This is a genomic window from Nitrobacter vulgaris, from assembly GCF_031453995.1.
In the GTDB taxonomy this organism is placed as follows: Bacteria; Pseudomonadota; Alphaproteobacteria; order Rhizobiales; family Xanthobacteraceae; genus Nitrobacter; species Nitrobacter vulgaris.
The window spans coordinates 1-24,801 of the sequence record NZ_JAVDPZ010000001.1 but is presented as its reverse complement, the minus strand read 5'-3'; the positions used below and the strand labels follow the sequence as shown (position 1 = coordinate 24,801).

Annotated in this window: 23 protein-coding genes and 1 tRNA gene; 4 read left to right on the top strand and 20 right to left on the bottom strand. The window is 61.8% G+C overall.

Annotated features, from left to right (window positions below):
- Positions 1 to 25 precede the first annotated feature (25 nt).
- Positions 26 to 2,263, top strand: coding sequence for a lytic transglycosylase domain-containing protein (locus tag GGQ85_RS00120; protein ID WP_309772566.1), 2,238 nt, complete (start codon positions 26 to 28; stop codon positions 2,261 to 2,263).
- Positions 2,264 to 2,410: 147 nt separating this feature from the next.
- On the opposite strand, the gene GGQ85_RS00115 is transcribed toward GGQ85_RS00120, so the two are convergent.
- The gene (locus GGQ85_RS00115; protein ID WP_309772564.1) at positions 2,411 to 2,617 is read right to left on the bottom strand and encodes a hypothetical protein; all 207 of its coding nucleotides are present in this window, start codon (positions 2,615 to 2,617) and stop codon (positions 2,411 to 2,413) included.
- Positions 2,618 to 2,800: 183 nt separating this feature from the next.
- On the bottom strand, positions 2,801 to 4,351 hold the full coding sequence (locus GGQ85_RS00110; protein ID WP_079446717.1) for a porin: 1,551 nt from the start codon (positions 4,349 to 4,351) through the stop codon (positions 2,801 to 2,803).
- A 679-nt stretch (positions 4,352 to 5,030) separates the two neighbouring features.
- Between GGQ85_RS00110 and GGQ85_RS00105 the strand changes: the two genes are divergently transcribed.
- Together GGQ85_RS00105 and GGQ85_RS00100 are read left to right on the top strand one after the other, a co-directional pair.
- Positions 5,031 to 5,124 (top strand) — tRNA-Ser (locus GGQ85_RS00105).
- A gap of 746 nt (positions 5,125 to 5,870) precedes the next feature.
- Positions 5,871 to 6,053 (top strand): hypothetical protein, encoded by a 183-nt coding sequence (locus GGQ85_RS00100; RefSeq protein ID WP_309772561.1) that lies wholly within the window; start codon positions 5,871 to 5,873, stop codon positions 6,051 to 6,053.
- Between the two features lie 103 nt (positions 6,054 to 6,156).
- On the opposite strand, the gene GGQ85_RS00095 is transcribed toward GGQ85_RS00100, so the two are convergent.
- From GGQ85_RS00095 to GGQ85_RS00020, 16 genes are all read right to left on the bottom strand, one after another.
- Positions 6,157 to 6,396 carry a hypothetical protein gene (locus GGQ85_RS00095; protein WP_309772559.1) on the bottom strand — a complete coding sequence of 80 codons (240 nt, stop codon included), beginning with the start codon at positions 6,394 to 6,396 and terminating at the stop codon, positions 6,157 to 6,159.
- Between the two features lie 1,017 nt (positions 6,397 to 7,413).
- Positions 7,414 to 8,241, bottom strand: coding sequence for a S1 family peptidase (locus GGQ85_RS00090; RefSeq protein ID WP_309772557.1), 828 nt, complete (start codon positions 8,239 to 8,241; stop codon positions 7,414 to 7,416).
- A 5-nt stretch (positions 8,242 to 8,246) separates the two neighbouring features.
- Complete coding sequence (locus GGQ85_RS00085) at positions 8,247 to 8,879, bottom strand: hypothetical protein (protein ID WP_079446735.1); 633 nt, start codon at positions 8,877 to 8,879, stop codon at positions 8,247 to 8,249.
- A 13-nt stretch (positions 8,880 to 8,892) separates the two neighbouring features.
- On the bottom strand, positions 8,893 to 11,253 hold the full coding sequence (locus GGQ85_RS00080) for a nitric oxide reductase activation protein NorD (protein ID WP_309772553.1): 2,361 nt from the start codon (positions 11,251 to 11,253) through the stop codon (positions 8,893 to 8,895).
- A 90-nt stretch (positions 11,254 to 11,343) separates the two neighbouring features.
- Positions 11,344 to 12,270, bottom strand: coding sequence for a CbbQ/NirQ/NorQ/GpvN family protein (locus tag GGQ85_RS00075; protein WP_201789012.1), 927 nt, complete (start codon positions 12,268 to 12,270; stop codon positions 11,344 to 11,346).
- Positions 12,271 to 12,289: 19 nt separating this feature from the next.
- Positions 12,290 to 12,505 carry a hypothetical protein gene (locus tag GGQ85_RS00070; RefSeq protein ID WP_309772552.1) on the bottom strand — a complete coding sequence of 72 codons (216 nt, stop codon included), beginning with the start codon at positions 12,503 to 12,505 and terminating at the stop codon, positions 12,290 to 12,292.
- Entirely contained in the window at positions 12,502 to 13,137 is a 636-nt protein-coding gene (parA, locus tag GGQ85_RS00065; protein ID WP_079446738.1) for a ParA family partition ATPase, read from the bottom strand. The genes GGQ85_RS00070 and parA overlap by 4 nt, the downstream gene beginning before the upstream one ends.
- A gap of 3 nt (positions 13,138 to 13,140) precedes the next feature.
- Entirely contained in the window at positions 13,141 to 13,407 is a 267-nt protein-coding gene (locus GGQ85_RS00060) for a 4a-hydroxytetrahydrobiopterin dehydratase (RefSeq protein ID WP_079446739.1), read from the bottom strand.
- A 416-nt stretch (positions 13,408 to 13,823) separates the two neighbouring features.
- On the bottom strand, positions 13,824 to 14,174 hold the full coding sequence (gene csoS1 / locus GGQ85_RS00055; protein ID WP_079446740.1) for an alpha-carboxysome major shell protein CsoS1: 351 nt from the start codon (positions 14,172 to 14,174) through the stop codon (positions 13,824 to 13,826).
- Between the two features lie 41 nt (positions 14,175 to 14,215).
- A complete protein-coding gene (gene csoS1, locus GGQ85_RS00050; protein ID WP_079446741.1) occupies positions 14,216 to 14,512 on the bottom strand; it encodes an alpha-carboxysome major shell protein CsoS1 in 297 nt (98 codons plus the stop codon).
- Between the two features lie 98 nt (positions 14,513 to 14,610).
- Entirely contained in the window at positions 14,611 to 14,859 is a 249-nt protein-coding gene (locus tag GGQ85_RS00045; RefSeq protein WP_309772882.1) for a carboxysome peptide B, read from the bottom strand.
- Positions 14,859 to 15,116 (bottom strand): alpha-carboxysome shell vertex protein CsoS4, encoded by a 258-nt coding sequence (csoS4, locus tag GGQ85_RS00040; RefSeq protein WP_079446743.1) that lies wholly within the window; start codon positions 15,114 to 15,116, stop codon positions 14,859 to 14,861. The genes GGQ85_RS00045 and csoS4 overlap by 1 nt, the downstream gene beginning before the upstream one ends.
- A gap of 13 nt (positions 15,117 to 15,129) precedes the next feature.
- Positions 15,130 to 16,557, bottom strand: a complete 1,428-nt coding sequence (locus GGQ85_RS00035; RefSeq protein ID WP_309772547.1) for a carboxysome shell carbonic anhydrase — start codon at positions 16,555 to 16,557, stop codon at positions 15,130 to 15,132.
- A gap of 110 nt (positions 16,558 to 16,667) precedes the next feature.
- A complete protein-coding gene (locus tag GGQ85_RS00030; RefSeq protein ID WP_309772545.1) occupies positions 16,668 to 19,373 on the bottom strand; it encodes an alpha-carboxysome scaffolding protein CsoS2 in 2,706 nt (901 codons plus the stop codon).
- Between the two features lie 102 nt (positions 19,374 to 19,475).
- Positions 19,476 to 19,802, bottom strand: a complete 327-nt coding sequence (locus GGQ85_RS00025; protein ID WP_011315232.1) for a ribulose bisphosphate carboxylase small subunit — start codon at positions 19,800 to 19,802, stop codon at positions 19,476 to 19,478.
- Positions 19,803 to 19,872: 70 nt separating this feature from the next.
- Positions 19,873 to 21,294 carry a form I ribulose bisphosphate carboxylase large subunit gene (locus GGQ85_RS00020; RefSeq protein ID WP_079446767.1) on the bottom strand — a complete coding sequence of 474 codons (1,422 nt, stop codon included), beginning with the start codon at positions 21,292 to 21,294 and terminating at the stop codon, positions 19,873 to 19,875.
- Positions 21,295 to 21,539: 245 nt separating this feature from the next.
- On the opposite strand from GGQ85_RS00020, the gene GGQ85_RS00015 reads away from it, so the two are divergent.
- Positions 21,540 to 22,520 (top strand): LysR family transcriptional regulator, encoded by a 981-nt coding sequence (locus tag GGQ85_RS00015; RefSeq protein ID WP_079446746.1) that lies wholly within the window; start codon positions 21,540 to 21,542, stop codon positions 22,518 to 22,520.
- Here the strand turns inward: GGQ85_RS00015 and GGQ85_RS00010 are convergent.
- Together GGQ85_RS00010 and GGQ85_RS00005 are read right to left on the bottom strand one after the other, a co-directional pair.
- The gene (locus GGQ85_RS00010; protein ID WP_079446747.1) at positions 22,461 to 22,787 is read right to left on the bottom strand and encodes a P-II family nitrogen regulator; all 327 of its coding nucleotides are present in this window, start codon (positions 22,785 to 22,787) and stop codon (positions 22,461 to 22,463) included. The genes GGQ85_RS00015 and GGQ85_RS00010 overlap by 60 nt on opposite strands.
- A partial coding sequence (locus tag GGQ85_RS00005) for a putative inorganic carbon transporter subunit DabA (RefSeq protein WP_309772537.1) occupies positions 22,784 to 24,801 on the bottom strand: 2,018 nt, incomplete at its 5' end. The genes GGQ85_RS00010 and GGQ85_RS00005, both read right to left, overlap by 4 nt.

The window sequence follows — 24,801 nt, the reverse complement described above, 5'->3', positions numbered from 1 at the left end:
TAATTCGCTGAAAAAGGGATTTGTCGTGACATCGCCTGCCCGTGCATCAAAGCTACGAACCGCGGCTTTAGGCGCGAGTCTGGTGGCGGCCGCGTTCTGGGCGGGGATCGCCCATGCGGAGAAAGTCGCCAAAAGTTCCGCGCCGAAGTCTAAACCTTCAGGCCACGCCGTTCCAAAACCCGTCTCCGGCCATGGGCACGGCAAGACCGTCGCTCCGAGCAAAAGCAAGACCGTCGCTCCGAGCAAAAGCAAGGCCCCCGCAGCCTCGATCATTCAACCAGCTACACGTCAGCACGCCACGCTTCCCGCGCCACCGGCTCGCAAGCCCGCTCCACGAGCTGCGATGGCCGTAACGTCATCGACCTCGCGCACCGATGTCGCTGCGCTTGAGAATGTCATAGACCTTACCCACAAGAATAAATTTTCGGAGGCCACCCAGGTCCAGGCCAGCATGACAGACCCGGTGGCTCGCAAGCTCGCCGAGTGGATCATCCTGCGCAGCAACGACAACGGCGCGCCGACCGAGCGCTACCGCGCCTTCCTCGACGCCAATCCGAGTTGGCCCTCGCAGACATTCCTGCGCCGGCGCGCGGAAGCTGCGCTATGGGACGACCATCGCGACGGCGCCACTGTGATGGCCTGGTTCGAAAATGAACGACCACTGTCGGGCAAAGGACGCTTTGCTCTGGCAAGCGCGCTGCTCACACGCGGAGACCGCGCCCGCGCCGAGCAATTGGTCCGCGAGGCCTGGCGGACAGATGCGATGTCGGCCGCGGTCGAGGGAAAAGCGCTGGAGATGTTCGGAGCGCTGATTACGCCGAGCGACCACAAGGCGCGCATGGATTACATGCTTTACGGCGAGGACCGCGAAGTCGGAATGCGTGCGGCGCAGCGTCTCGGAAGGTCGCAAGAGGCCCTCGCCAAGGCGCGGATTGCGGCCGATCACAAATCATCCAGCCTACGCGCACTGCTCGAGAAAGTACCACACGAACTGCACAGCGATCCTGGCTATGTCTTGGCCTACATTCAGCTACTGCGTCGTGAAGAGAAGTTTGCGGAAGCTGCGCGGCTGATGCAGAGCGCGCCGCGGGATCCCAACCGGCTTTACAATGTCGATCAGTGGTGGATCGAGCGGCGGCTGCTCGCGCGCAAGATGATCGACGTCGGAGAATACCGCACCGCGTATCTCATCGCCCGCGACGCGGCGCTCCCCGCGCGCGATATCTACAAAACGGAACAAGAGTTTACCGCCGGCTGGATCGCTCTCCGCTTCCTGAAGGACCCCAATACGGCCGCCCGGCATTTTGCGCGCATCGGCGTCGGCAGCGTCAATCCGACCGCGCTGGCGCGGGCCGGCTACTGGCAGGGTCGCGCCGCCGAAGCGGCAGGCCGGATTCAGGAGTCTCGTCGCGCCTACGCGTCGGCGGCGGAACAATCCACCAGTTACTATGGTCAACTCGCACGCGCCAAGCTCGGGCTCCCGCAGATCGAACTGCACAGCGTTCCAAGCAGCCGGTCACGAGGAATCGAGCGGCTCGAGATAGTCCGCGCCACGGAGCTTCTCTACGCTCTCGGCAAAGACGACCTCGCAATTCCGATCCTTGCCGATATAGGCGCAAACGGCGACCCCGATGCGGTGTTGGGACTTGGCGAACTCGCCGCACGTCATGGCGACGCGCAGGGAATGCTGCTCGCCGGCAAGGCCGCGCTAAATCGCGGATTGCCATTCGATTTCTATGCCTACCCGGTCAGTGGAATGCCGCCGGTCAAATCAATTGGACCGGATGTGGAACGCAGCATCATCTATGCGATTGCCCGACAGGAAAGCGCCTTCAATCCGTCGGTGGTCTCGCCGGCGCACGCCTACGGGCTGATGCAAGTGACGCCGGATGCTGGACGGTATGTCTGCAAGAAGTACGGCGCCAGCTTCGACCTTCATCGCCTGAAGACCGACACCGCCTACAATGCTGCACTCGGCGCAGCGGAGCTCGGCGGCCTGCTCGAAGACTATCGCGGCTCTTACATCATGACGTTCGCGGCCTACAATGCCGGCCGCGGCAGCGTCCAAAAATGGATCGCGCGTTACGGTGATCCGCGGGATCCGGGAGTCGATGCGGTGGACTGGGTCGAACTGATCCCGTTCTCGGAGACGCGCAACTACGTGCAGCGAATAATGGAAAACCTGCAGGTCTATCGCGCCCGCTTTGGCGGCGGCTCGAAGTTACAGATCGAGGCGGACTTACAGCGCGGCGCTAACCAGTGACGTTTGGAGACGAATAACGCCTCGTACCGGGCACAGTCCACGTGGAAGAAACGTCCTTGGTGATCCTCCTTGCCGGCTGCGGAACTTCGTTTGCGGAACAAGATTGACGCGAGTGCCTGGAGCAACGGAGCCTGCGCGCAGGCCCGATCAATCCGTCCCATTCGAAAGCTTTTTTGCTTCTAGCTGAATCAGAAGCGAGCTTTGGATTAACGCATCTTCTTCGCGCGAACCGGCATCTACTTCGCTCAAAAACGCTAGGGACACTCCAGCAGAACCGCATTTACGCGTGAACGCCGTAATATCGGATTTGTCGCCGCCATCTCCGTCGCCGATGAAAGTGTCCAGGCTGCTCACGACCCGTGGCCAAATGCGTCGAGAGGTCCTTATCAGTGGTCCAGACGATCGTCGTCCTTGTCCCGCTCAGCGGCGGCGCAGCACCTTCCCTGAAACTGAGCAAACATCTGGCTTCGCCACAAAACAAAACCCCGGCGGTCTCCCGCCGGGGTTTTATGAGAGTGCGTCGTCAGACGATGTGTCTTACCAGGTGCGCTGAGCGCGGAACATAACGGTCCAGATGTCCTGATCCTTCAGCTGATAATTGCCCGTCGCCTTGTAGACCGCGTAGTTGTTTGGAAGATTCGCCACACCGGCGTGCTTCTGATCCAACATGGAGTACACTCCTTCCGTCGTGAACGTCAGGTTCTTGACTGGCGTCCAGCGAAGGTTTGCACCGACCTGCGCGATGTTGAAATCGGGGTTGCAGGAGGTGAAACCCGCACCAAGGGCCCGCGGAATTGAGACACCGCACATATATGACTTGGCTTCGCCGGTGAAGCTGACCGCTGCGTAGGCGCCGAATACCGAACTGCTCCAGTGCGGACTCCAGTTGTGGGTGAAGGCGCCGCGCATGCCCCAGGTCGAGACCAGTTGAAGCTGGCCGTTGGGTGCATAGACAGAATCGGGCGCAAAGCCGAAGCCAACGCTGCTAATGCCGCCGCCGCCGCCGTAGATGAGGTTAGCACCTGCCAAAGCGGTCATGTCCTGGATGTTGTAGCGGGTCGCACCGTTGGTGTAGACACCCGAGACATTGATCACGTCACCCGGACCAGTCGGGATGTTCTTGATCGTCAGAGCGCCTTGACCGGCCCAACCCCACTTGCCTCCGGGACCGCCGCCGGTTTCAACGCCAGTGTAGTAAGCCGGGTTGTTATGATGCCCTGCGAGCGAGGCCTGGAACATACCCCAAGCTTGATCGACGCGGAGCTGGCCGACGATATCCGGAAAAGTGGTTCCACCATAGGCGCTGAGGCCGTAGCCGAGCTGGGGGGTGCCGTAGGGGACGGGACCGAAGAAGGGGGGTTGAACATCGAGGATGGCGTTGCCGGGCGGCGCTATCCCGAGGTTTTGAATGCCGGGCTGGTAGTATGCGCTCGGATCCTGCACCCCGATCGAAGCTGATACGCCGTTGCCGAACTCTGTCGTGTAAGTGAACTGGTTCACGCCCGTGAGCGCGCCGCCACCGCCGACAAGACCGTCATAGACGTTTCCGGGATATTGCCCCCAGGGAGCACTAAACTGAGAAGCAGCTTTACCGATCGTGAAGCCAGCAAACTGGATGAAGGCGTGGAACACACCAAGCTGGCCGCCGAGTACGCCGCCGTTCGGGTTTCCGTCATACGCACTCCCGCCGACGCGCACACCTTGGTAGCCGCCCGAGGTCCAGGTGAAGACACCCTCGAAAAAGGTGCGAACCACGCCGTACTCTGTAGCGGTTCGGGTGTCGATGGTCAGGTCCGATCGCGCGCGCCAAGTGAAAGCGTTGGAGCTACGGTTCTGCGCACCGGCCTGAAGCCCAGTGTTGCCTTGGAAGATCGTATTCGTATTGACGCCCAGATCGGCGCGCATATAGCCGCCGAGCTTGATGCAGGTGTCGGTGCCGGGGATGTAATAGAAGCCCGCGCCATACAGGGAGCAGACCTTCACGTATTCGACCGCTTTGGCCTTTAACGGAAGATCGGCAGCGTGAGCCCCGCTCATGACGACCAGCCCTGCCGCCGAGCCGAGGTAAAGGCTCTTCATCAAATTCATCGTCAAACCTCCAAGTTGCTCTGCAGGGCGACCGGGTCCGCTAAACGCAGCACTCAAGAGCGTTTCCCCAATTGCGGACGAACCGATAGCATTCGTGCTTGCTGACCCCCGCTCAACGCGAGGAGGGACGCAAACGGGCGACCAAACAGCGACCATCTAAAACAGAACGACTTTGGGATGCCCCCCTCCGTCGCACGATCAGAATTACCGAACCGTCTTGCACACGCAATGAAGGAAGCTTCGAAATGGAATAAGTCGAAACGATTTTGGTGGCATGTTGCTCAAATGGCACATGCCAATCGCCTCATTTTTTTCGATAAGCCATTGGTTTTTAGTATATTTTTCTTTCAGCGCGTTTGAGGCGTCTAAAATGGCACATCCGCCCCACATGACACGCTGTTCGTCTCCGCTTCTCAAACATCGCAAATCATAGACATCTGATTCGATCCGTGGATCGCCGTTTCAAAGGTGGAAAAGCTACAACGAATTCAACGTTGTATGCTGGATAATACAATGCGAAGACCTGTACTTCTGCACCGCAAATGCAGGGTCGGGTGGTGCCGATCAGCATCGGCATCACAGATCTGCGTCACATAGTCTCATGGATTCAAGTGCTACGCCTTATCTCGCGATCCTGTGCTTGCGGCTGGCGAGCGTGTCAGGCATATCGGTCATCAGCGGAGCTGTGGCCGAGTGGCTGAAGGCGGCGGTTTGCTAAACCGTTATAGGGTTGTAAAGCCCTATCGAGGGTTCGAATCCCTCCGGCTCCGCCAATCAATGTTTTATGCAGGTTTCCTGCAATATTCTTCGCAAAATACTCCCGCATATGGCGCGGTTGCCGCCAATAGAGGCGATTTCGGCCAGCACAAAACCCGGCACAGTGTGTTTCGATCCGTTCGCTCTATGATCAGACATGCTCATCACCAACCACCCCGTCCGAAAGCTCGGCCGCCAGCCATTCCGGCGAATCCCCTTCGCGCATTTTCGCGATGTAGAATCTGACGCCCTGCTGTCCCTCGAGCGTGACCTAAGATTTGTGCCTACGCCCTTGTCCCAGGCGGGATGCGCAAGGGCCCTGGCGAAGGAGCTGGGCCGCCAGAATGCGCTTCGGTTCGAGGCGCGCCGCCTCTATCGGGGGCCTGATCTAAGGCAAGCTCATCTCTGCGGTTGCGTCTGCGCTGGGCTATTCGGTGCACTCTCGCCGGATTTCGGTGGCGTGCCGCGCCCGGTGAAGACTGAGAGACTGAGTAGCATCACGAGCACTACACCTCTGGGGGGATTGTCATTTGGGGATGCCATGTTGCCTGCACTCCATGCCTGTCTAGGAACTACAACCGCACAGGGTTTTCGCAGTTCCTGATGTAGCCCCGCGCTCGGGCGATCCGGTGTGCGGCGCTCAGGCCAAATGGTGGGAAAAGCGGAAGCTGGCGAGGGACAAAAAAAGTGGCCCGACTCTGCAAGAGAGCACCGGCTGTCACTATATGTTCGGCCGTGGGGGCAATAAAAAAAGGAGCTCCCTATGTCCAATCAGAACGAGAAAAACCCGGACCTGCAACAGCAGAACCAAAGTCAAAATCCGAGCCAGCAGGCCGACGAGGACGAAATCAGGAAAGCCGAAATCAGGAAGGCCGTAAGGGCAGATATGATCGACCCGAAACATCCTCACGGCCAACAAGATACTGAGTATAGCGGTGGCACCTGATAGGGCCGAGCATCGCCGGGTGGCCCGCTGTACGCTTCTGGACTCGGCATCTCGCCTGTACCCGCTTGTATTGGTCCCTTGCTTTGTCGAAATAGCCGACCCGTTACGGGGACGGCAATGACGCACCGGGTACGATGACGCCGTCGACGATCGTCGCGGCGCGAACGTTGACCCACTTGTCTACGATCAGCGTGCCGCCCGTTGCCCTGATGTCGTAGTCGAAAAACTCCCACCCATCCGGTGATGGAACGAAGAAGACGTTCTCGAAGGAAATGCGCGTCGTCCCGGTGTCGGCGTAAATCGCCATGCCACGCCCGCCGCCGTGGATAAGCACATTGGTCATACGAACTTCGCCCTGGAAGTTGTCCGCCCAAAACAAGCCCGCAGACCCGATAAAACCTGCACCGCAATCGACGGTTCAAGCGCCATTTGCGCGGGGGATTCGAATGCGCCAACGACGGAATAGTCGGAGTAATAGAGCTTTGCCATAAGGGTAACCTCCGCGGGTCCGTGCCCATTTAGAATAAATGCGTCTAATAAGGAGAATCTAGCGTGTCCTACTACCGAAACGCGAAGATGAAGCGCAGCAGGTTCACCGAAGACCAAATCACCGGGATATCGCCGCAAGGATAGCGTGAGCAACGTCAGCATCTAGAAGCGAAGGCCACGGGGTCGCAGAAGCGTGATCGCGTTACCTGGTGGTTCATCGAGATTGGCGCTTGTTTCTTGATTCTAAGCGTTGCATCGAAATAACGTTTAGGTGCTCGACAGTGGAGATTTCAAATGTCCCGGGGCTTTGGCGCGATCCAACGAGCGATACTCGAGGCGTTATCGGACAAATTGATCATCACCCTCTCGACACTTGACCTCGCTCACGTCGTCAACGGCGGGGTGCGCAGCAGGTCGATGATTGCATCAGTTCATCGTGCGCTTCGAACTCTGGAAGCCGTGGGCAAAGTCGTCCGGCTCGATGGGAGATGGGCTCTCGCGTCGCGACAAAGGGAAGCTCGGAGCTTCAGGCGCAGAGGACCTGAGTCGCCTGTGCAACAGAAAAACGAACGGTTGAAATTGATCTCGAAGATTCTTGGAATGCTAGGATCGTCTCAAGACGGTGAGGTTCTGGCGGCTGCGAAAAAAGCGGAAGCCAAGCGGGTCGAGCTAGGTTTGTCTTGGGACGATATCATTCTGGGACCATCTTATTCGATGAGTTAAGAGCAGTGCCCTGACATACCCTCGACCGATCTTTCGCGTTAATTCGGACGAGGGAGCGTGCACGCCAGTTCATTGACTGTCGACACACGCTGAACAAGCGTCGGGCATGACTCCCGCTGCATTATTGTCGAGCGCCGCGTAGACTGTTTCAGTCAGACAGCCATTTCTGTACGTATGCGTCGATGAGCTCGCGCACGGATTCGGATTTGATCACCAAGCCGAGGTCGATCATCTCCGCACCGATGAACCCGGACTCGGTCTGCGTCGGTACTGGCCCGGGCACGAGCTGGTTTGCCTCTTCTCGGAAGAATACCTCCGCCACCACGCCAGCAAACCATATCGTACGCGCCGCGTCGCCGCGCGGGCGCAGTGGATCGTCGCGCACCACAAAAACCGGGCTGCCGCTCGATCCGGGATACACCGCGGCGTCGATCAGGAATTGCTTGTGCCCCTCGAAATCGAGTTCCAGCGGCGTGGCGGTGGTGCCCCGGCGCAGGATGGGCATGAGGTTGACCTGATCCCACACTCCGCTGGGATAGCCGACGAACAGGACCTCCTCCAGCGCATCGAAGCCCCGTACCGTTGCCGCATCGGGAATGCGCTGGCTGTCGATCGCGTGATAATATAGTTGCACGCCGAGATCGCGCGCCGCACGCTCGAGCGGCCGCAGCGGCACGATGGCAAGATCGACCGCGGGGTCGGGATGGACGAACCACGCCGCGGGGAAGTCGTCGATGTTGAGCTGAAAGCGTTGGCCGAATGCCGGCTTACCCTCGCTTGTCTGGGTGAACACCAGGCCACCGCGGCGCACGCCCTCGACCAGATGCCGGTTGGTGACGATAAACGGCGTACTGCCCTTAGCGTGGGCGTGGCTGAGGATGAAGGCCGTGCCCGAGCCGGCGCTGCCGTCCTCGAGTTCGGTGTCCACCCGCACCGTGGAAAACAGCAGCTTCTTTGCTATGGAGTCGATTTCCATGGGGCTCACGCGTGCGCTACGGCGCGCTGGTTCAAGCGCTCGATTGCGGCCACTGCGGCGCGCTGTGCTTCCTCGGCCTCGGCCTCGTTGCCCATCATGGTCAACCGGCCGAAAGAACCGAAGGCTTTGACATCTACCAAGGTGATGTGCGCGGCCTTCTCGGCCTCATTGGCGGCATACATGATATAGCCCGCCGGCTCGACCTCCAGGATGAACATGCTCTTGCCGGGCAGGATCATCGAGCCCTTGCGCAATTGGCGGTTGATCAGCGTGGCGTGGTCGGGCGTGATGGCGCGGATGATCTCGTTCCACGCTATCTTGCAGCGCAGTCGAGAATCCATCGTGGTGTTGAGCTGCCGTAAGATCAACTCGCCCGCGGCGAGCACTTCGCTCTGATTGCGGAAGTGGAGCTCCATCGAACCGAAAGCGCGCTCGACGACCTGCTCGCCCATGCGCACGTTGGTTTTTTTCAGCGCGATATCCGAAAGATTGTGCACCGCCATGCCGGGGGCGACCTCGATCCACATGCAGGCATCGCCAGGCACCGGTAGAAAACCTTGCGAGGACGTCGCGATATAGGACGCCAGCTGCGGTTGCAGCGCGTCCATGAACACGTAGGTTCGCAGGGTGATCTTCATCCTCAGCCCACCCTCACCGCGTCAGGCTCATGTAGAGCATCGGCAGTTTTTCCGGCAGGCGCTCAGCCTTATCGATAACGGTGAAGTTCTTTATGCCAAAAATGCGCGACACGTATTGGTCGGCATGCGGATCGAGCGACAGACCATAGACCGTGATACCTTGACGGCTGAGTTCTTCCACTGCGGCCTTGGCATCGTGGCGCAGGTATTTCGGATCGGTGACGTCGTTGTCGGCCGGCTCGCCGTCGGTGACGACGAATATGACACGTTTGCTTCTGGGCTGCAGCGCCAGGTAGTGGGCGGCATGACGCAACGCTGCTCCCATGCGAGTGGAGAGCCGTCCTTTCATCCCCGCCAACCGCGCCTTGACTACATCATCATACGGCTGGTCGAAATCCTTGAAGCGGTGGTAATGCACATCGTGCCGGCCGTCAGAGCAAAACCCATGGATGGCAAACGGGTCACCGATACGATCCAGCGCACCTGCCAGCAATACCGTGGCGGCGCGCGTAAGGTCCATCACCGTGTAGTCGTGGCCGCGCACCTTTTCGTTTGACGACTCGGACATGTCCAGCAGCACCAGCACCGCCAGATCGCGCAGCGCTCGCTTGTAGCGCATCATGATACGCGGATCGTGCTGCTGGCCGATGCGAATATCGATCATCGCGCGCACCGCGGCGTTGATGTCGATCTCGTCACCGTCCTCCACGTGACGAATGCGCTGCATACCTTGCGGCACCATCGACTCGATCAGGAACTTGAGACGCGAGATCACCGGCTTGTGCTCCAGGATGATACCCTCGATCACCTCCAGTTCGCCCATCACCGGGTGGTACTCAAGCAACGTCACCCAGTTTGGACGCTCGAGCTGGATCTGATAGTCCCACTCGGGATAGTGGAAAGGCTCAGAGACCGGCGGACGGCCTTCCAGCGAGTTGATGCTGACGTTCTCCTGGTCGAGATAGAACTCGGTCGGAAGCTCCCAAACCTCCTGCGCATCGTCGCCGGCGAACTCAACGTCCACCTCGTTGACCATTTCCATCACGTTGACTTTTTTGCGCACCTGCTGGCGGGTCTCCCAGGTGGCCGCCATCACCTGCGCCTCGTCGTACTCCTCCAGAAACCAGACGGCGCGATTGTCATCACGGTAGATGGCGCTGAGCGCATCCGTAAGCTTGTTGTAGGTAGGCAGGTCGAGTTCGAACAGGCGGTGCGATAAATCCACGCCCAAATTCCAGCTCACCTGATTGCTGTCCAGATCAGACTGGGCACGAAACGCGGCCACGCCCTGCTGCACAAACGGATGAGGGTCGGTCGCGTCGAGATCGAGCAAGGCGCGGGCGAGACGATCAAGCAGCTCCCCCACGGTCTGCGGCTGGGCCGAATAGTCAAACACCGGATGCAGCGCTAACCAGGCTTGGCGCATCCCGGGGAATTTGCGAATCGCCAACTCCTCCACGCGCGCATCCTCGAACAGCTCGATCAGCGCCATCTGCACCGGCAACAGTTGCTGCATCGAAAGCGGCGTCTGGGTGAATACAAGATGCGCAGCGCAATGGTTGATGGCGGCGCGGTAGACCTCAAGCGCACTGACGATCCGTTCGGGCGCGGTCGCATCGCCCTCGGGTTTATAGTCGTCATAGGCGTCTGCGATGTGGATTACATAATGCTCGATATACGGCTTGAGCCCTTCGCGACTCTCGTAATCACCGGCGGTTGGACGCAGAAAAAAATCGCGACCCCAGATCGCACGCATGTAGATGTTGAGCCGCCGCTGAATGTCGACGAACAGCGTGCCTTTGCGCTCTTGCTGCAGCACGGCCATCGCATCGGCGCTCTGCAGTCCGAAATACGTCGCCTGCCCTTCGAAATCCGCCTTGTACGCCTGCGCTCCCCATTGCACCCAGCGGCGCAAGCCACCCAGCGTGAGCTGGCTGAGCAGGCGGTCGAGATTTTCCAGCATCGGCCGCAAGCCGCGCGGAGCCTGGGCCAGCACGATCTCGAGCACATTGAGGTATTGGCGAAACAGTTCGGCATCGCCCACTCTGTGCGCTGCGAGCGGCGCGGTGCTGGCGATCAGCGCCAGTACCTGCCCCGAGGTTTTGGATGCCATGCTCAGCAGGAAGTTGACCAGATCGGGCAGCACCTCCTCGCCGATGGCACGCCCGACCTCCGGCATGGACTGGATGAAACTCACCACCAGGTCTTCGCCGCGACCAAGCTCATGCAGCGCCACTGCGCCTTTGAGATAATTATTCAGTCCGCGCGGGCTGATGGTGCGCGCAGCCTCGTTCCAGGAGGCGCGCAACAACTCCTGCGCACGGCCGGGCAGTTCGTCGAGAAGCTCCTGGAATTCGTCTAGGTGGATGGCCATGATATGTAAGTTCGGACTGCCCTTGTAATTCTAGCCCGGCCGACCTCTCGTTTCCTTTCTCACCTCGCGCCCGCAAGCCGTCGGAGACGCTCAGAAGTATGTCGTCACCGCGGAATCGAGCGCGTTGCGCATATCGGGATCGTCGGTGATGGGGCGCACCAAAGCCACGCGGCAGGCAGCCAGCGGCGCGACGCCGCGGGAAATCAGCGAGCCCGCGTAGATCAGCATGCGAGTCGAGATGCCCTCGTCCAGCCCATGGCCTTTGAGGTTGCGCGCATGTTCGGCGATGTGGACCAGCTTTTTTGCCGCTTCCAACTCGACGCCGCTCTCGTGCACGACGATCTCGGCCTCGACCTCGTGCTCAGGGTAGCTGAAGTCCAGCGCACCGAACCGCTGCTTGGTCGACTGCTTCAGATCCTTCATGAGCGACTGATAGCCGGGGTTGTAAGAGATGACGACCTGGAAATCCGGATGCGCTTCGACGATCTCGCCCTTTTTCTCGAGCGGCAGAATGCGCCGCGCATCGGTCAGAGAGTGGATCACAACCGTGGTGTCCTGACGCGCCTCGACCACTTCGTCGAGATAGCAGATTCCGCCGAAACGGGCCGCCATGGTCAAAGGTCCATCCTGCCAGCGGGTGCCGTTGGCATCGAGCAAAAAGCGGCCGACAAGGTCGCTGGCGGTCATGTCTTCGTTGCACGCCACGGTGACCAGCGGCTTGCCGAGCTTCCACGCCATGTATTCAACGAAGCGCGTTTTGCCGCAGCCTGTCGGGCCCTTCAGCATCATCGGCATACGGACCGAATAGGCGGCTTCATAAAGCTCGATTTCATCGGCTACCGCGCGGTAGTAAGGCTCCTTGGCGACGCGGTAGGCGTCGAGCCCGGCCGCGGCGCCGGCCGCCGCATCCGTCACGGCGCGAGGGGCCGCGCCGCTCGGCGCAGGGGAATCCGCGGGCACGTGGAAGGCTGGGTTTCGTCGCGGAAGGTAGCCGCGCCTGGTGGGATCGTCACGCATGATCGGGTTCCTGGAAATCTCAATCCGGCCAAATGCGGTCGGGGAATAATTCCTGCTTACTATCCGGCGGCTCGGCCGCCAGTGATTCTGTCGGGGCGCGCTTGGCGGCCGTCTTTGCAGGGGTCGAAGCCGAGCGCGCCGTCTTGCGGGTCTCGGTCTTTTCTTCAGGGATAGGCTCCGCGCCAGTCTTGGCCTGACGGACGCTGCTGGCGAGCTTGTCTTTGATGCTGGTCATGCAAGAATCTCCTCTATGAGGCCTTCGATTTCCGCGACCGCACTTTGGCCGCGCGCCCCTAGTTGGTATGCCGATACGCCCTCAAGCGCAGCGGTCTTGTAGATGCCGCGGCGGCGCACCGGGGTACGCATCACCGGCAGGCCGAACTCGGCCAGCGCCTCCTGCATCGCCGCCGATAGCGCGCTGCGCGCCTCGATCTGGTTCGGCAGCAGGTAGGCCCGGAGTCCCGGGTTGAGTCGCCGAGCCTCATCGATGTCCTGCGGTAGCCGCAGGCTGGCCCACAGATCCATCGGCGAAGGCAGCACCGGAATGACAGCCACGTCGCAGCTTTGCAGCGCCAGCGCCGCCGCACGGCTCTCGACCGCCGGCGGGCAGTCCAACACGACGAACGGATAGGCGCGAAAGTCCCGCCGCAGATCGACCGCGCCTACGCCCACGCGCAAGTGCTTGACCGTGGCCGGAAAGGATTGCGTGCCTGCCGCGGCCCATTGCGTGGCCGAGCCCTGCGGATCCAGATCCACCACAACCGCCGATGCACGCCGCGCCAGCCCCGCGCCGAGATGCATGGCCACGGTGGTCTTGCCGGCGCCGCCTTTCTGGTTGATCACCGCGATGACCAGTGGCCCGCCCATCGCTCACTCCCCGCGCTCGGCCAGAGCAGCGATACGCCCGGCGAACTGTTCGTCCTCGGCGCTCAATGCGGCGCCGTCGGCCGCCCCGATCGTAATATTGACGTAGGTGGTGCCGAAGTTGATGTTCTGCGGATGGCGCTGAATCTCCTCGGACAGCGCCGAAAGCGCGTCGAGGAAGGCGCGGGTCTGCGCATATTGCGCAAACGCAAAGCGACGAAACAACGTCGGCGGCTTGTCGCGGCGCTCCCAACCTTGGAAATCATCAGTCATGGGCGTCCTACCCCGGTTCGATCTGGGTTACGTGATCGAGATGCGCTAGCGCCTCCTGTAGCAAGGCTTCGAATAGCGAGGCGGTGTCGTTACCGCGCAGCCGACGGCGCGTACGTCAACGCGTCGACAACTGCAGAGACCCGACCCGAACCGTTGTCCGACCCAGCCGCGCCGCGGGCAACTGCCCGCCGCAAGGTGTCATACCCAACAGGATCTGCCGCGCCATCAAACGCTCGGCATGACCCGGTCGCTCCGGCTCGGCGCGCCGCTTGCGTGCCAAATTTTCGGCATCTCCCGAGGAGCGTGCGAGCACGCTTGGACGAGATACTTGCTGCACGCCGCCAACTCTTGATTGAGCGCGCGTGCGAGCCAGCCAGGGTTCGCCGATCGACCGCCACGACGTCCTCCGCGCAGGATCAGCTGCGGGTGGACGTGAGTTCGGCGTCGCGACCGCCACGGCTGCCGCCGTTGACCTCGGGTTGGGTCGGCAAGATACCCTCGACCTCGTTATGCACTCGCGCGATGATGTGCGCGGCCACCAAGCCATCGCCCACGCGCTCGCAGGCGTCAGCCCCGGCACGCACCGCCGCGTTGACCGCACCGGTTTCGCCGCGCACCAGCACGGTGACGTAGCCGCCGCCCACAAATTGCCGGCCGATCAGCCGCACTTCGGAGGCCTTGGTCATCGCGTCGGCCGCCTCGATCGCGGGCACCAGCCCGCGGGTTTCAATCATGCCCAGGGCAATGCCGTTCACGTGTGTTGCCATGTCGTTGTCCTTCCAATTACCAGCAGGAGAAAAAGCCGAGCTTAAGCGCTCGGCGATTTCGGCAGAATGCCTTCGACCTCGCTGTGCACGCGGGCAATGATGTGCGCGGCCACCAAGCCATCGCCTACGCGCTCGCAGGCGTCAGCCCCGGCACGCACCGCCGCGTTGACCGCACCGGTTTCGCCACGCACCAGCACGGTGACGTAGCCGCCCCCGACGAACTGACGCGAGATCAAGCGCACCTCGGCAGCCTTGGTCATCGCGTCCGCCGCCTCGATCGCGGGAACCAGTCCGCGAGTTTCAATCATGCCCAGCGCAATACCCATCGATTCAGCCATCTGTTCACTCCTTGTTGTCGAAATAAAAGAATCACAAGCCAGTCACTGCACCCTGGCGCCCGCTCCGCGTGCGCCGTTTTGCTTTGCTCACCGCGTCATCACTCCTCCTCCCAGCCATCAATGATGCCGCAGATAGTCAGGTCGGTGGCCACTGTTCGATCAGGCATGGCCATACGTGCGGCTGTGCCGGCAGCAGTGAATACCCACTTGCCAGGCGGCGTTCCGACCGGGTCGGTCGCCACCGATAGTTCTCCCTTCTGGCCCCTCAGAATCCGAAGCGAAGCCGAGTTCATCTCTGGCACACGCCGGGTGCAGACCAATTCATCGACCACGCGCCAGACTTCCATCACGCCACCTCCGGATTCCAATGGTCGATGATACCGACGATGGTCAGATCGGATGGATAATCCCTGGCCCCTGCCGCATCGCGCGCCGCGGAGGACCCGACACAAATCACCCAGTCGCCCGGGATGCAGCCGACGGCATCGACCGCGACGCTGCGCGGTCCATTCGGGGTTTCCTGCACGACAAGCAGTGGACGATGACCCATGGCATGGATGCGATTGGTCGACACGAGGGTGGTACTTACACGCATGATCTTCATGGCTCATACGTCCTCAATGATCATCGACAGCGTCGTCGGCGACGAAGGCGCAGCGCTCGTCGCCGTCACGTTCGCTCACCGCAATCGCGCAATTGAGTAGACCCCGGGCGGCCAGATCGGGGTAACGCGACTCGATCGCGTCTCGCACCCGCCGACCCCGCGCGATCGCCCGCTCGCGCGACTGAGGAATCCGCACGTCGTATTCGAAATGCACCAGAACCGGCACGGGCAGGCCGTGCGCGACGTTGAGCTTGGAGAAGATATTGATCCCGACATCCATGTCGGGCGCGCCTTCCTCGATTGTATTGAGGTGAGCGAAATAAAACAGATTGCGCAATTGCAGCGGCCGCAGCGCTTCACCGGCAACAATGCATTCCTCGTCGTGACCGATTGTCGCGTAGCGCCCGGTGTGGTGCTTGATGACGTACTCGACCTGCGACAGGTTGGCCTCAGCCAGCGCCAGCACCAGGCGGCGCATACCATCGTGCATACGGCCGTTGCCCTGGCCCCAGCCACCCATGCCCTCGGCATCGGCAACGATCCCGGCGATACGCGCCCGCGCGGCATCGGGCGCTAGCCCGAGGGTGTCGCGGTAGACCTGCGCGGTTTCGAAGTAGCGGTGCGCGTTAAGCTCGCCGAAGCCGTCGGGCAGATGGATGCGCAGCGCATCCAGATCCGTGTCAACGCCGATAAGCAGCACATCTGGAGCGGCGCCCGCACCGAAAGTCTGGTCGATCGCCGTCCGCAACTCATTCTGCAGGCGGTGCAGCGCCGCCTCGGTGGCCTGACGGTCGTTGCTGCCGTGAGCAGCGCAACCCTGGCCGTCCGGCGAGGAACTGCTGAAATGATAGACGGCGATCTTGAGGTAATTCAGGCGATCACCATCGACCATAGCGCCCGACAGCCGCTCGACTTCGCGCTGCGCCCAGTCTGATACATCGACGTCGACATCGAACAGTGCGCCGGCATACGCCTTCACCCGCACATTCGGCCCAGGCAAAATGCGCAGCACATAGGGGCTGACGCCCTGCAGCCTGCCGTCGGAACAAGGGCTGATGTCCACGGTGTGGTAGCCGCACGAACGCAGGAAGTTCTCATCGAGCGGCAAGCGTTGGCGCCAACCGGCCTGCTCGGTCGACGCATTTTCAACACTCGCCTTCAGAGCGCTGAATATGCAGCGCGAGTGCAGTGCGGACAAATCCAGCCCGCACACCCAGGCGTCCTCGAGCACCTGCGACGGCAGATCGAAGCCGAGTTGCTCGCGGGCAAGCTGCTGCGCGCGCTCGGTGAAGTTTCCGTCGTGCTGATATGTCGAGATATGTTTGAGCACGTCGACGATGCGGGTAAAACGCGAGCGCACGGTTCGCTCGTAATCGAACAGCATGCGATTGAGATCGCGATCGACCAGCGCATGCTCGCACATCTGCCCGCCGCCGATCATACACGCCGGATGATCGGGCATGGCCACCGCCTCGGGAGCCGCCACAGCAACTGGGCTGGCTTCTCGTCGCAGGGCCTGAAGGCGTTTGCGCGTGTTCATATCCGCGATCCTCAGCCGCGCGCCCCGCCGGAGACGGTCACCACGGCGCCGCCACGGGCGTTCCCCGCAGAACCCGTAATCACCGAGTCTGGCACTTCCGGCCGCTCGATCCCGCGAAACGTTACGGCACTCACCCCGACTCCACGCGGCTGGCCGCGCATAGAAGGATTGCGCGCAAGGCTGGACGAACCCTCGGTACCAGTGACACGGCTGTTACCGTCCCAAGCATCTCCCGAGACGCGCCGACCCTGCTGACTGCCTTCGCCACTCAAACGACGCGCAGCAGGAAGCGAATGCTCTTCGTCACGCGGACGGCGCGATTGGTCGCCGTGTCGGAACTCCGGTGTGCCGGTGATCAGACCATCGGCCTTGTTGATCGGACCTGTGATGCGCGAACTGCCCATGCCGCTGCCGGTAACGACCTCGGTCTGCCGCTCGCGCGCCTGCCGCGCCGGAATGGTGACACTGAAATCCCGGGGAGCGGGCGGACGCTGATCCACACCCCGCGAGCGGAAGCGATCACTCATCGCACATTGCCCGGACGCAATATTGTCCAGCCCGAGATAAGGCGTTCCCGAAATCGGCTCACAAGCGCCACGCTCGTCGCCGGTGACCTGGGACCCGCCCGCGCCCGGCCTATCACCGGTGACGACGGTGGCCGGAATCACCGCGCTGTCGCGTACCCGCGCTGCCTGCTGTTGACGCTGCGGCGCCTCGCAGAACCCCGTGTACTGGCCCTGACCGATGTATGGGGTGCCACTGATCGGCGCACAGGTCCCGGCCTCGTTTCCGGTGACGTGTTCCGCGCGTCCAGCAGCAACGCCCGTAATCGTCTGGCCGCGCAGCGTGGTGTCGACCACGACTTTGCTGACCGGCGAGACTACCGGCAGCGCTTCGACTGGACATACTGCGGCTAACTGGCGGGTGCCAATGTAATCCGTGCCGGTGACGGGTTCGCACCCATAAGACTCGTCACCGGACAATTTTGGGCTTGGGGCGACCTCCGAGCCGGTCACAGTACGACCGCGCAGCGTCTGCATCTCCGCCACCTTCTTGGGGCTCTGCGTCTGGCACAGCCCGGCGAAATCGGCAGTGGTGTAGTACTGGCTGCCGGTGATGCTGCGGCAGGAACCGACCTCGTTGCCGGTTACTTTGGCCGACCGATCGACCGCGGTCCCCGAGACGACCTGTTCGTCGCGAGTGGACATCACGCTGACCTTTCGCGGGCCTCCTCCTGGAGGCGGCGTTCGACAGAAATCGCGAAACTGTTCAACAGTGTGATATTCGGTGCCGGTAATCGGACGGCAGCTTCCAGCCTCGTCGCCGGTCTGCCGTTCACTGCGGCCAACCACCGTGCCGGTGACAGGCTTGCCCGCAGCTGTATGTGTAACCGCCACTTTAGGGGGCGCGTCGTCGGTTTCCCCCTGGCTGTAACGCGTGCCAGTGATAGCGCGATCGGCGCCGTGCTCGACGCCTGTGACGCGGCGCGGACGATCGACCAGCGCACCGGTGACGGTTTGGCCCTTGTCGGTACGGGTGAGCGCCACCTTCCCCAGCGGGACGGACGGCCGCGTCGAACAGAACTGCTCAAAGCGCTCGCTCGAGAGATATTCCGTGCCAGTCACGGGACGGCACGCGCCTGGCTCATCGCCAGTGGTCTTGGTGGACCGCCCCAGCGCGGTGCCGGTGATGCGTTGCTCGCGCAGCGTGCTGCTGATCGCAACCTTGGGTGCTGCCGGCTCGGGCCGGGTGCCACAGATCGTCTGGAACTGCTCGAAGCCGATATACTCGGTGCCGGTAATCGCGCGGCAGGAGCCCGGCTCATTGCCGGTCACCTTAGAAATGCGTTCGACCTGGGTACCGGTGACGGTCTGCCCAGAGAGCGTGTGCCCCTCCTCGACCTTGGCCGGTGCATCGACCACGTTGCGAGCGCGCACCCGACCGGTCGGGCGCGTACCGGCACCCGATGTCTTGTCGATACGACCCGCCAGCGCCCGCACCAACCGATGCTGCATAGCGACCTGTCGTCCGGTTGCGCCTTTCAGCATGGCACTCTGCCAATCCTGCGCCGGCATCGAAGCGGCGATCCGCGTCGCTTGGGCGATGCGCTTCAGACCCTTTTTACCGTCCTGGTTCAGCGCAGCACGGCGCATCTTAGCGAGCGCGCGGCCGGTCGCCTCCGGCGCGTTCACGGCTGCACGCGCGACCGCCGGAGTATCGATTTGCATCGCCTCAATCTGCGCCGCGTCCTTCCGCTGCGCGCCGCGGCTGCAGCCGCACTGTCCGCCGCAACTGCATTGTCCGCCGCAGCCGCAGCCGCAATCGGAGCCACGCACCTCAGCTTGAGCCGTACGGCTCGGGCGCAAATGCGCCGCCGGACGGGATGCCGCGCCCTGCCCGGCGTTCTTCAACCCGGCCTTCCCAACCGTGGACAGCGCCTGCCGTCGGATTCGCGCCGCGGACTTCGATGTCACCGGTTGATTAAATGTGGCCGATGCAGACGCCACCGCCGATGCGGCCGTAGCAGCACCGCCGTGATGCGCGCTAACAAGATGTGCCGCATTTAGCTGCAAGCGGCCGGCGGCGGAATGCTTGACGGTTTGCGCCGTCGAGACGGTCCCGGCCTTGCCGTGACGCGCCATAGCCTGCCGGCGCTGGAGCGCTAGTTCACGGCCGGATAGAGTTGCAGTGGCATGACCGGGGGCGACGTTTGTCATTCGGACCTCAGCACAAAGAACCCGATGAAGGGGCGGCGCCAAAGCGCCGCGCCGCGTTCAAATCATGGGCGCCGAATCGAGTCGGCTCCAGCGCCCACTTCATCAGCGATACACCACGAACGCCATGCCCTGGCTCTGGGCGTAATTGTCGTACGCAACGAAACGCACCATCTGATCCGGAAACTCGCGGTGACAGGCCTCGATTTCGGCCACCACGGCGTCGACGGACTGCTCGCCGAACAGCGGCAGTTTCCACATGTACCAGTAGCTCGCCTTGGCGGGCGTGCCCTTTTCGGTGTGTTCGACCGCCGGATTCCAACCCTGAGCAATCGCGTGGGCGATCTGACGGCGCACCTGCTCGGGCGTCATCTGCGGCAGATAGGAGAAGGTCTCGTATTTCTTGAGCGAACGGTAAGCTTGAACAGCCATGACTTAGTCCTTTCGATTTTTGCTGGGCGGCGGCGACCAATGGGCGCTGCCGACCCTAGCCGGCGACCGGTTACTTGTTGGCGACGGCGAGCTTGTCCATGGTTTCAAACTCGAACTTGATCTCTTTCCACGTTTCCATGGCGATCTTCAGTTCGGGCGAGTGAGCGGCGGCAGCGGTGAGGATATCCTTGCCTTCCTTCTCCAGATGACGGCCCTCGCCGCGCGCCTGGACGCAGGCTTCGAGCGCCACACGATTGGCGTGTGCGCCAGCGGCGTTGCCCCAGGGATGGCCCAGCGTGCCGCCACCGAACTGCAGCACCGAATCGTCGCCGAAGATCGTGACCAGCGCAGGCATGTGCCAAACGTGGATACCACCGGACGCCACGGCGAAGCCGCCCGGCATCGAACCCCAATCCTGATCGAAGAAGATGCCGCGCGAGCGGTCTTCGGGAACGAAGGATTCACGGAGCAGATCGATCCAGCCCAGGGTGGAAGCACGATCGCCCTCGAGCTTGCCCACGACGGTGCCGGTGTGCAGATGGTCGCCGCCCGACAGACGCAGAATTTTCGTCAACACGCGGAAATGGATGCCGTGATGCGGGTTGCGATCGATCACCGCATGCATGGCGCGGTGGATGTGCAGCAGCATTCCGTTGTTGCGGCACCAGTTCGCCAGACCCGCGTTGGCGCAAAGCCCGCCAGCGAGGTAATCGTGCATGATGATCGGAGCGCGGATTTCCTTGGCATACTCGGCGCGCTTGTACATTTCCTCAGGCGTTGGCGCGGTCACGTTGAGATAGTGACCTTTCCGCTCGCCGGTCTCGTGTTCGGCTTTTTGAACAGCCTCCATCACGAAATCGAAACGATCGCGCCAGCGCATGAAGGGCTGGCTGTTGATGTTCTCGTCGTCCTTGGTGAAGTCCAGACCGCCACGCAGCGCTTCATAGCAGGCGCGGCCGTAGTTCTTCGCGGACAGACCAAGCTTCGGCTTGATGGTGCAGCCCAACAGCGGGCGGCCGTACTTGTTAAGCTTGTCGCGCTCGACCTGGATACCATGCGGAGGGCCGCCGCAGGTCTTCACGTAAGCGATGGGGAAGCGCAAATCTTCCAGACGCAGAGCACGGACAGCCTTGAACCCGAACACGTTGCCCACCAGCGAGGTGAACACGTTGACAACCGAACCTTCCTCAAAAAGGTCGATGGGATAGGCAATGAAAGCGTAATAGCAGGTATCGTCGCCCGGCACGTCTTCGAGGCGATAGGCGCGCCCTTTGTAGTAATCGAGGTCGGTCAGCAGATCGGTCCACACCGTGGTCCACGTGCCGCAGGACGACTCGGCAGCAACCGCCGCCGCCGCTTCTTCGCGATCCACCCCAGGCTGCGGCGTGATCTTGAAACACGCCAAAATATCGGTGTCGAGAGGCATGTAATCCGGCTGCCAGTAGCTCTGCCGATATTGCGTAACGCCCGCCTGGTATGATTTGACTGCCATATTCGAGGACTCCTTCATGCGCGCTTTTGCGGTAAGCGAACTGCGGTAAGCGAACGACGGGCGAGGACCTACCGCGGTGCGGTGGCCATCCCCCCACCCGGCCCGGGGATGACGTTCGTGGGTCTCAGCAAGGCCTGTGATTCAGCCAGCCCAGCGATTCACGAGTAAAGAACATAGAAGAGGATCGGCATAAACACTAATTGATATTTTTGATCGAATGCATTAGTGTCGCTTATGTATCGGCCATGCATCTGACTCTCAGACAGCTCCAGATCTTCGACGCTGTGGTGCAACAGCAGAGCTTTACACGCGCGGCCGACGTTCTGCACCTCACCCAGCCAGCGGTCTCGATGCAGATGCGACAGCTGGAAGAGCAGATCGGCGTACCGCTGTTCGACCACGTCGGGAAAAAGATCCACCCCACCGATGCAGGTCGCGAGTTGCACCGTCATACCACGCTCCTCGGCGCCAAGATGCGCGACCTCGAGTCGGCGATGGAGGAGTTCCGTGGCGTCCATCGCGGAGAACTCGACCTCACCGTGGCGAGCACGGCCAACTACTTCATGCCTAAGCTCATCGCAGCTTTTTGCGCCTGCCATGCCAGAGTGCAGGTACGGCTGCAGGTGTCCAATCAGACGCATATCCTCGAGACGCTCTCAGCGGCGAACCAGGACCTGGCCATCATGGGGCAGCCGCCCGAGGACGGTGAGCTCGTCGCGCGCGCATTTCTCGACAACCCGCTAATGGTCATCGCCTCGCCCGAGCATCCACTCGCCGGACGCCGCAAGATTCCGCTGGTGGAATTGGGTCACCAGCCGTTCATTACACGCGAGCCCGGCTCGGGCACGCGAAACGCCGCGGAGCGTCATTTTTCGCGTCTCGGCGTGGAATTCCACTCAGTGATGGAAATGAGCAGCAACGAGGCCATCAAGCAAGCTGTCGAAGCCGGACTGGGGCTCGGCATCCTGTCGCTGCACACCCTGGAATTGGAGCTGGCGATACGCCGCCTGGTCACCCTCGATGTGGAAAGTTTTCCTATCGTGCGGCAATGGTTCGTCGTGCACCGCAAAGGTAAACGCCTATCGGCGGTGGCGCAGTCCTTCCTGGCGTTCATCACCCAGCAAGCGCGGCTGCTGGCCTCGCCCAAGCATCCGCAGCAATTCCGCTCACGCCATGAACTTGACCAGGCGACCGACCTGGATGTCGCTGACGAAAAGCACTCCTGAATGGGCCTCGAAAAACGGCTGGAAACCCTCGAGCAGCGGATCGAACAGGCTTTGCGGCACGGCGGCGATGATCATGATGAGAACGTCATCTTCATTGAACATCAAGTGCCCTTCGTACATGCCGTGGGCGCCCTTCCCGGACAGATTGCCGATGATGGTGTAGCCCTTGACCCCGGCGCGATCGAGCAAGTCGGTGGCGAATTCCCTGTGCTCGCCCTGAAGAATGATTTCCAGCTTTTTCAGCGGATGCAGTTTGATCTCGTTCATGCGGAGTGTTCCTTCTCGGCAGGAGCAATCAGAGCCGGACGCTCTTCCCACTGGCCATTGTTGAAGACAAAAGGCTTGTAGCCCTGGGTAGGGTCGATGACGATGGCGCGAATCCACCCGCCAAGCACCAGACTCTTGACCTTGACCACGCGTTCCAGCACACGGCCGGCAAAGTCCAGCGGCGCCTCGATCAGCGCGATCAGGCGCATCGGCTCGTGGTAAGGACGTCCCTCGCGCATGACCGTCTGCATTGGCAGGCCGGTCCGCAGATCGCTCAGGTTACCGGTCATCACGCCGAAGCGTCCGGACACATTGTGGTAGACCTTGCTGCCGCTACCCAGATGGGCATTGTCCACGGTGGAGAAGAAGTGTTCGAGATTGATCCACTGGCCCACCACCACCGGCGCAGCGAGCAAATTTTCCAGCAGCCGGCCCTTGGGGTCGCAGCGCCAGTCGTAAGATAACAGAAAGGCGGTGCCCTTTAGATCCGCGTTTTCGGTGAGCGCGCGCCGGCCGACGATGCCGTATACGTTCCCCGACAGCCCCCACTCCGGCCGGACCTGCGCCCAATCCACCGCCAAGCGGTTCGCCAGGCGCCAGGCTTCGGCCGGCTCGATCGCCTTCGCCTCCGGCAGAAGCTTGGGCATGCGCTCGGCCGCCGTCAGCCGCGAGGCCGCGCGCAGGCCTTCGCGCAGGCGGTCCAGATACACCAGATGGCGCGGCGGCAGCAGGTCGAGGTCGGACAACTCGATGGCATCTGTGGTGGTGACGTGCAGCGCGGGCATGAACCAGGTGTCTTCCGGGATGGTGATGCCCATGGCCGCCAGCCGCTCGCGCACCGCGGCCTTGTTGGCCATCTGCGCGAACACCCGGGCATTAACCAGGCCGCTCGCGCCACCGCAGGCGCCGCAGTCCAGCGCCGACTCGTAGGGGTTGTTCTCGGTCTTCCCACCGTGGCCGACAACGAGCACGAAGCGCGAGAAGGTATGGGTCAGCCCGATCATCGTCAGGGCCGTGTGCACATAGTTAACCTGCTCGTCGAGCGAGTAACCGATGCGCCCCAACCGCTCGAGCTGATGATTGGCATAGTCGGCATCGACACCATATGCCTCACGCAGCTTGTCGATGAACTCGACCTCCTGCGTCTGAGATACGCGGAACTCCGTGCGCAACCGCGTCGGCCCGTCGCGGTGGCGCAGCGCGATTTCGCGCAGTTCGCGGATCATGTCGTCATCCACCCGCTCGCGCTCGATTTTCAGTTCCTCATGCAGCGCCTTAACGATCATCGCTCGCTGCAGCGTGCGAATGATGGAGTCGGCCTGCTCGCGGGTGAGCTTGTCCACCAACAAGCGGGTGACCGGCTTTTCTGTATCGATGCGGCTGCGCCAGCGGCTGTAGGCCAGCGGCGCCAGGGTTTTGCCGAACAGGTCCAACCCGAACAGCATACCCACCGCCTCCACCGTGACGTAAGGCGAGAGCACCGATTTCTTGAGATCGTGCAGCGCATGGCCGAGGGTACTGAGGAAATCGTCGTTGTTGGGATCTAGTGCGGCGGGCAACTCCAGCACCAGGTTCTTGGGCGTGATCACCGCCGGGCAATAGTGACTCTCGCTGCCCTTGCCGTAGCCGAGGAAGCCCACGGGGACACCGAAAAATCCGGCGATGCCGAAGGTCTGGTAATTTCCCACGCGCTCCAGGTGGCGGCGAATTGGCTCGGCGCGCACGTCGATGCAGAACCAGGCCTGCGCGAACGGCGCCTTGTCGGACGGCGAGTCCTGCGGCGCTTGCACCTGCGTTAGCAGCTTGTCGATGGACTGCGCCTCCATCGCCAGGGTCCACACCATGCCTTCCTGCTGCGCGAACTCCCGCAAGCCCTGCAACAGACCCGCGACGTCCTCCGGCGTCAAGGCATCGAGCGCCGCGGTGGCATTCGCCGCGGTGGCCAGTTCGTGCAACGCGGCGGCTTGTTCCTGCCCAAGTTGAGTATGCCACAACGGCCAGTAGCGTTGCAGGA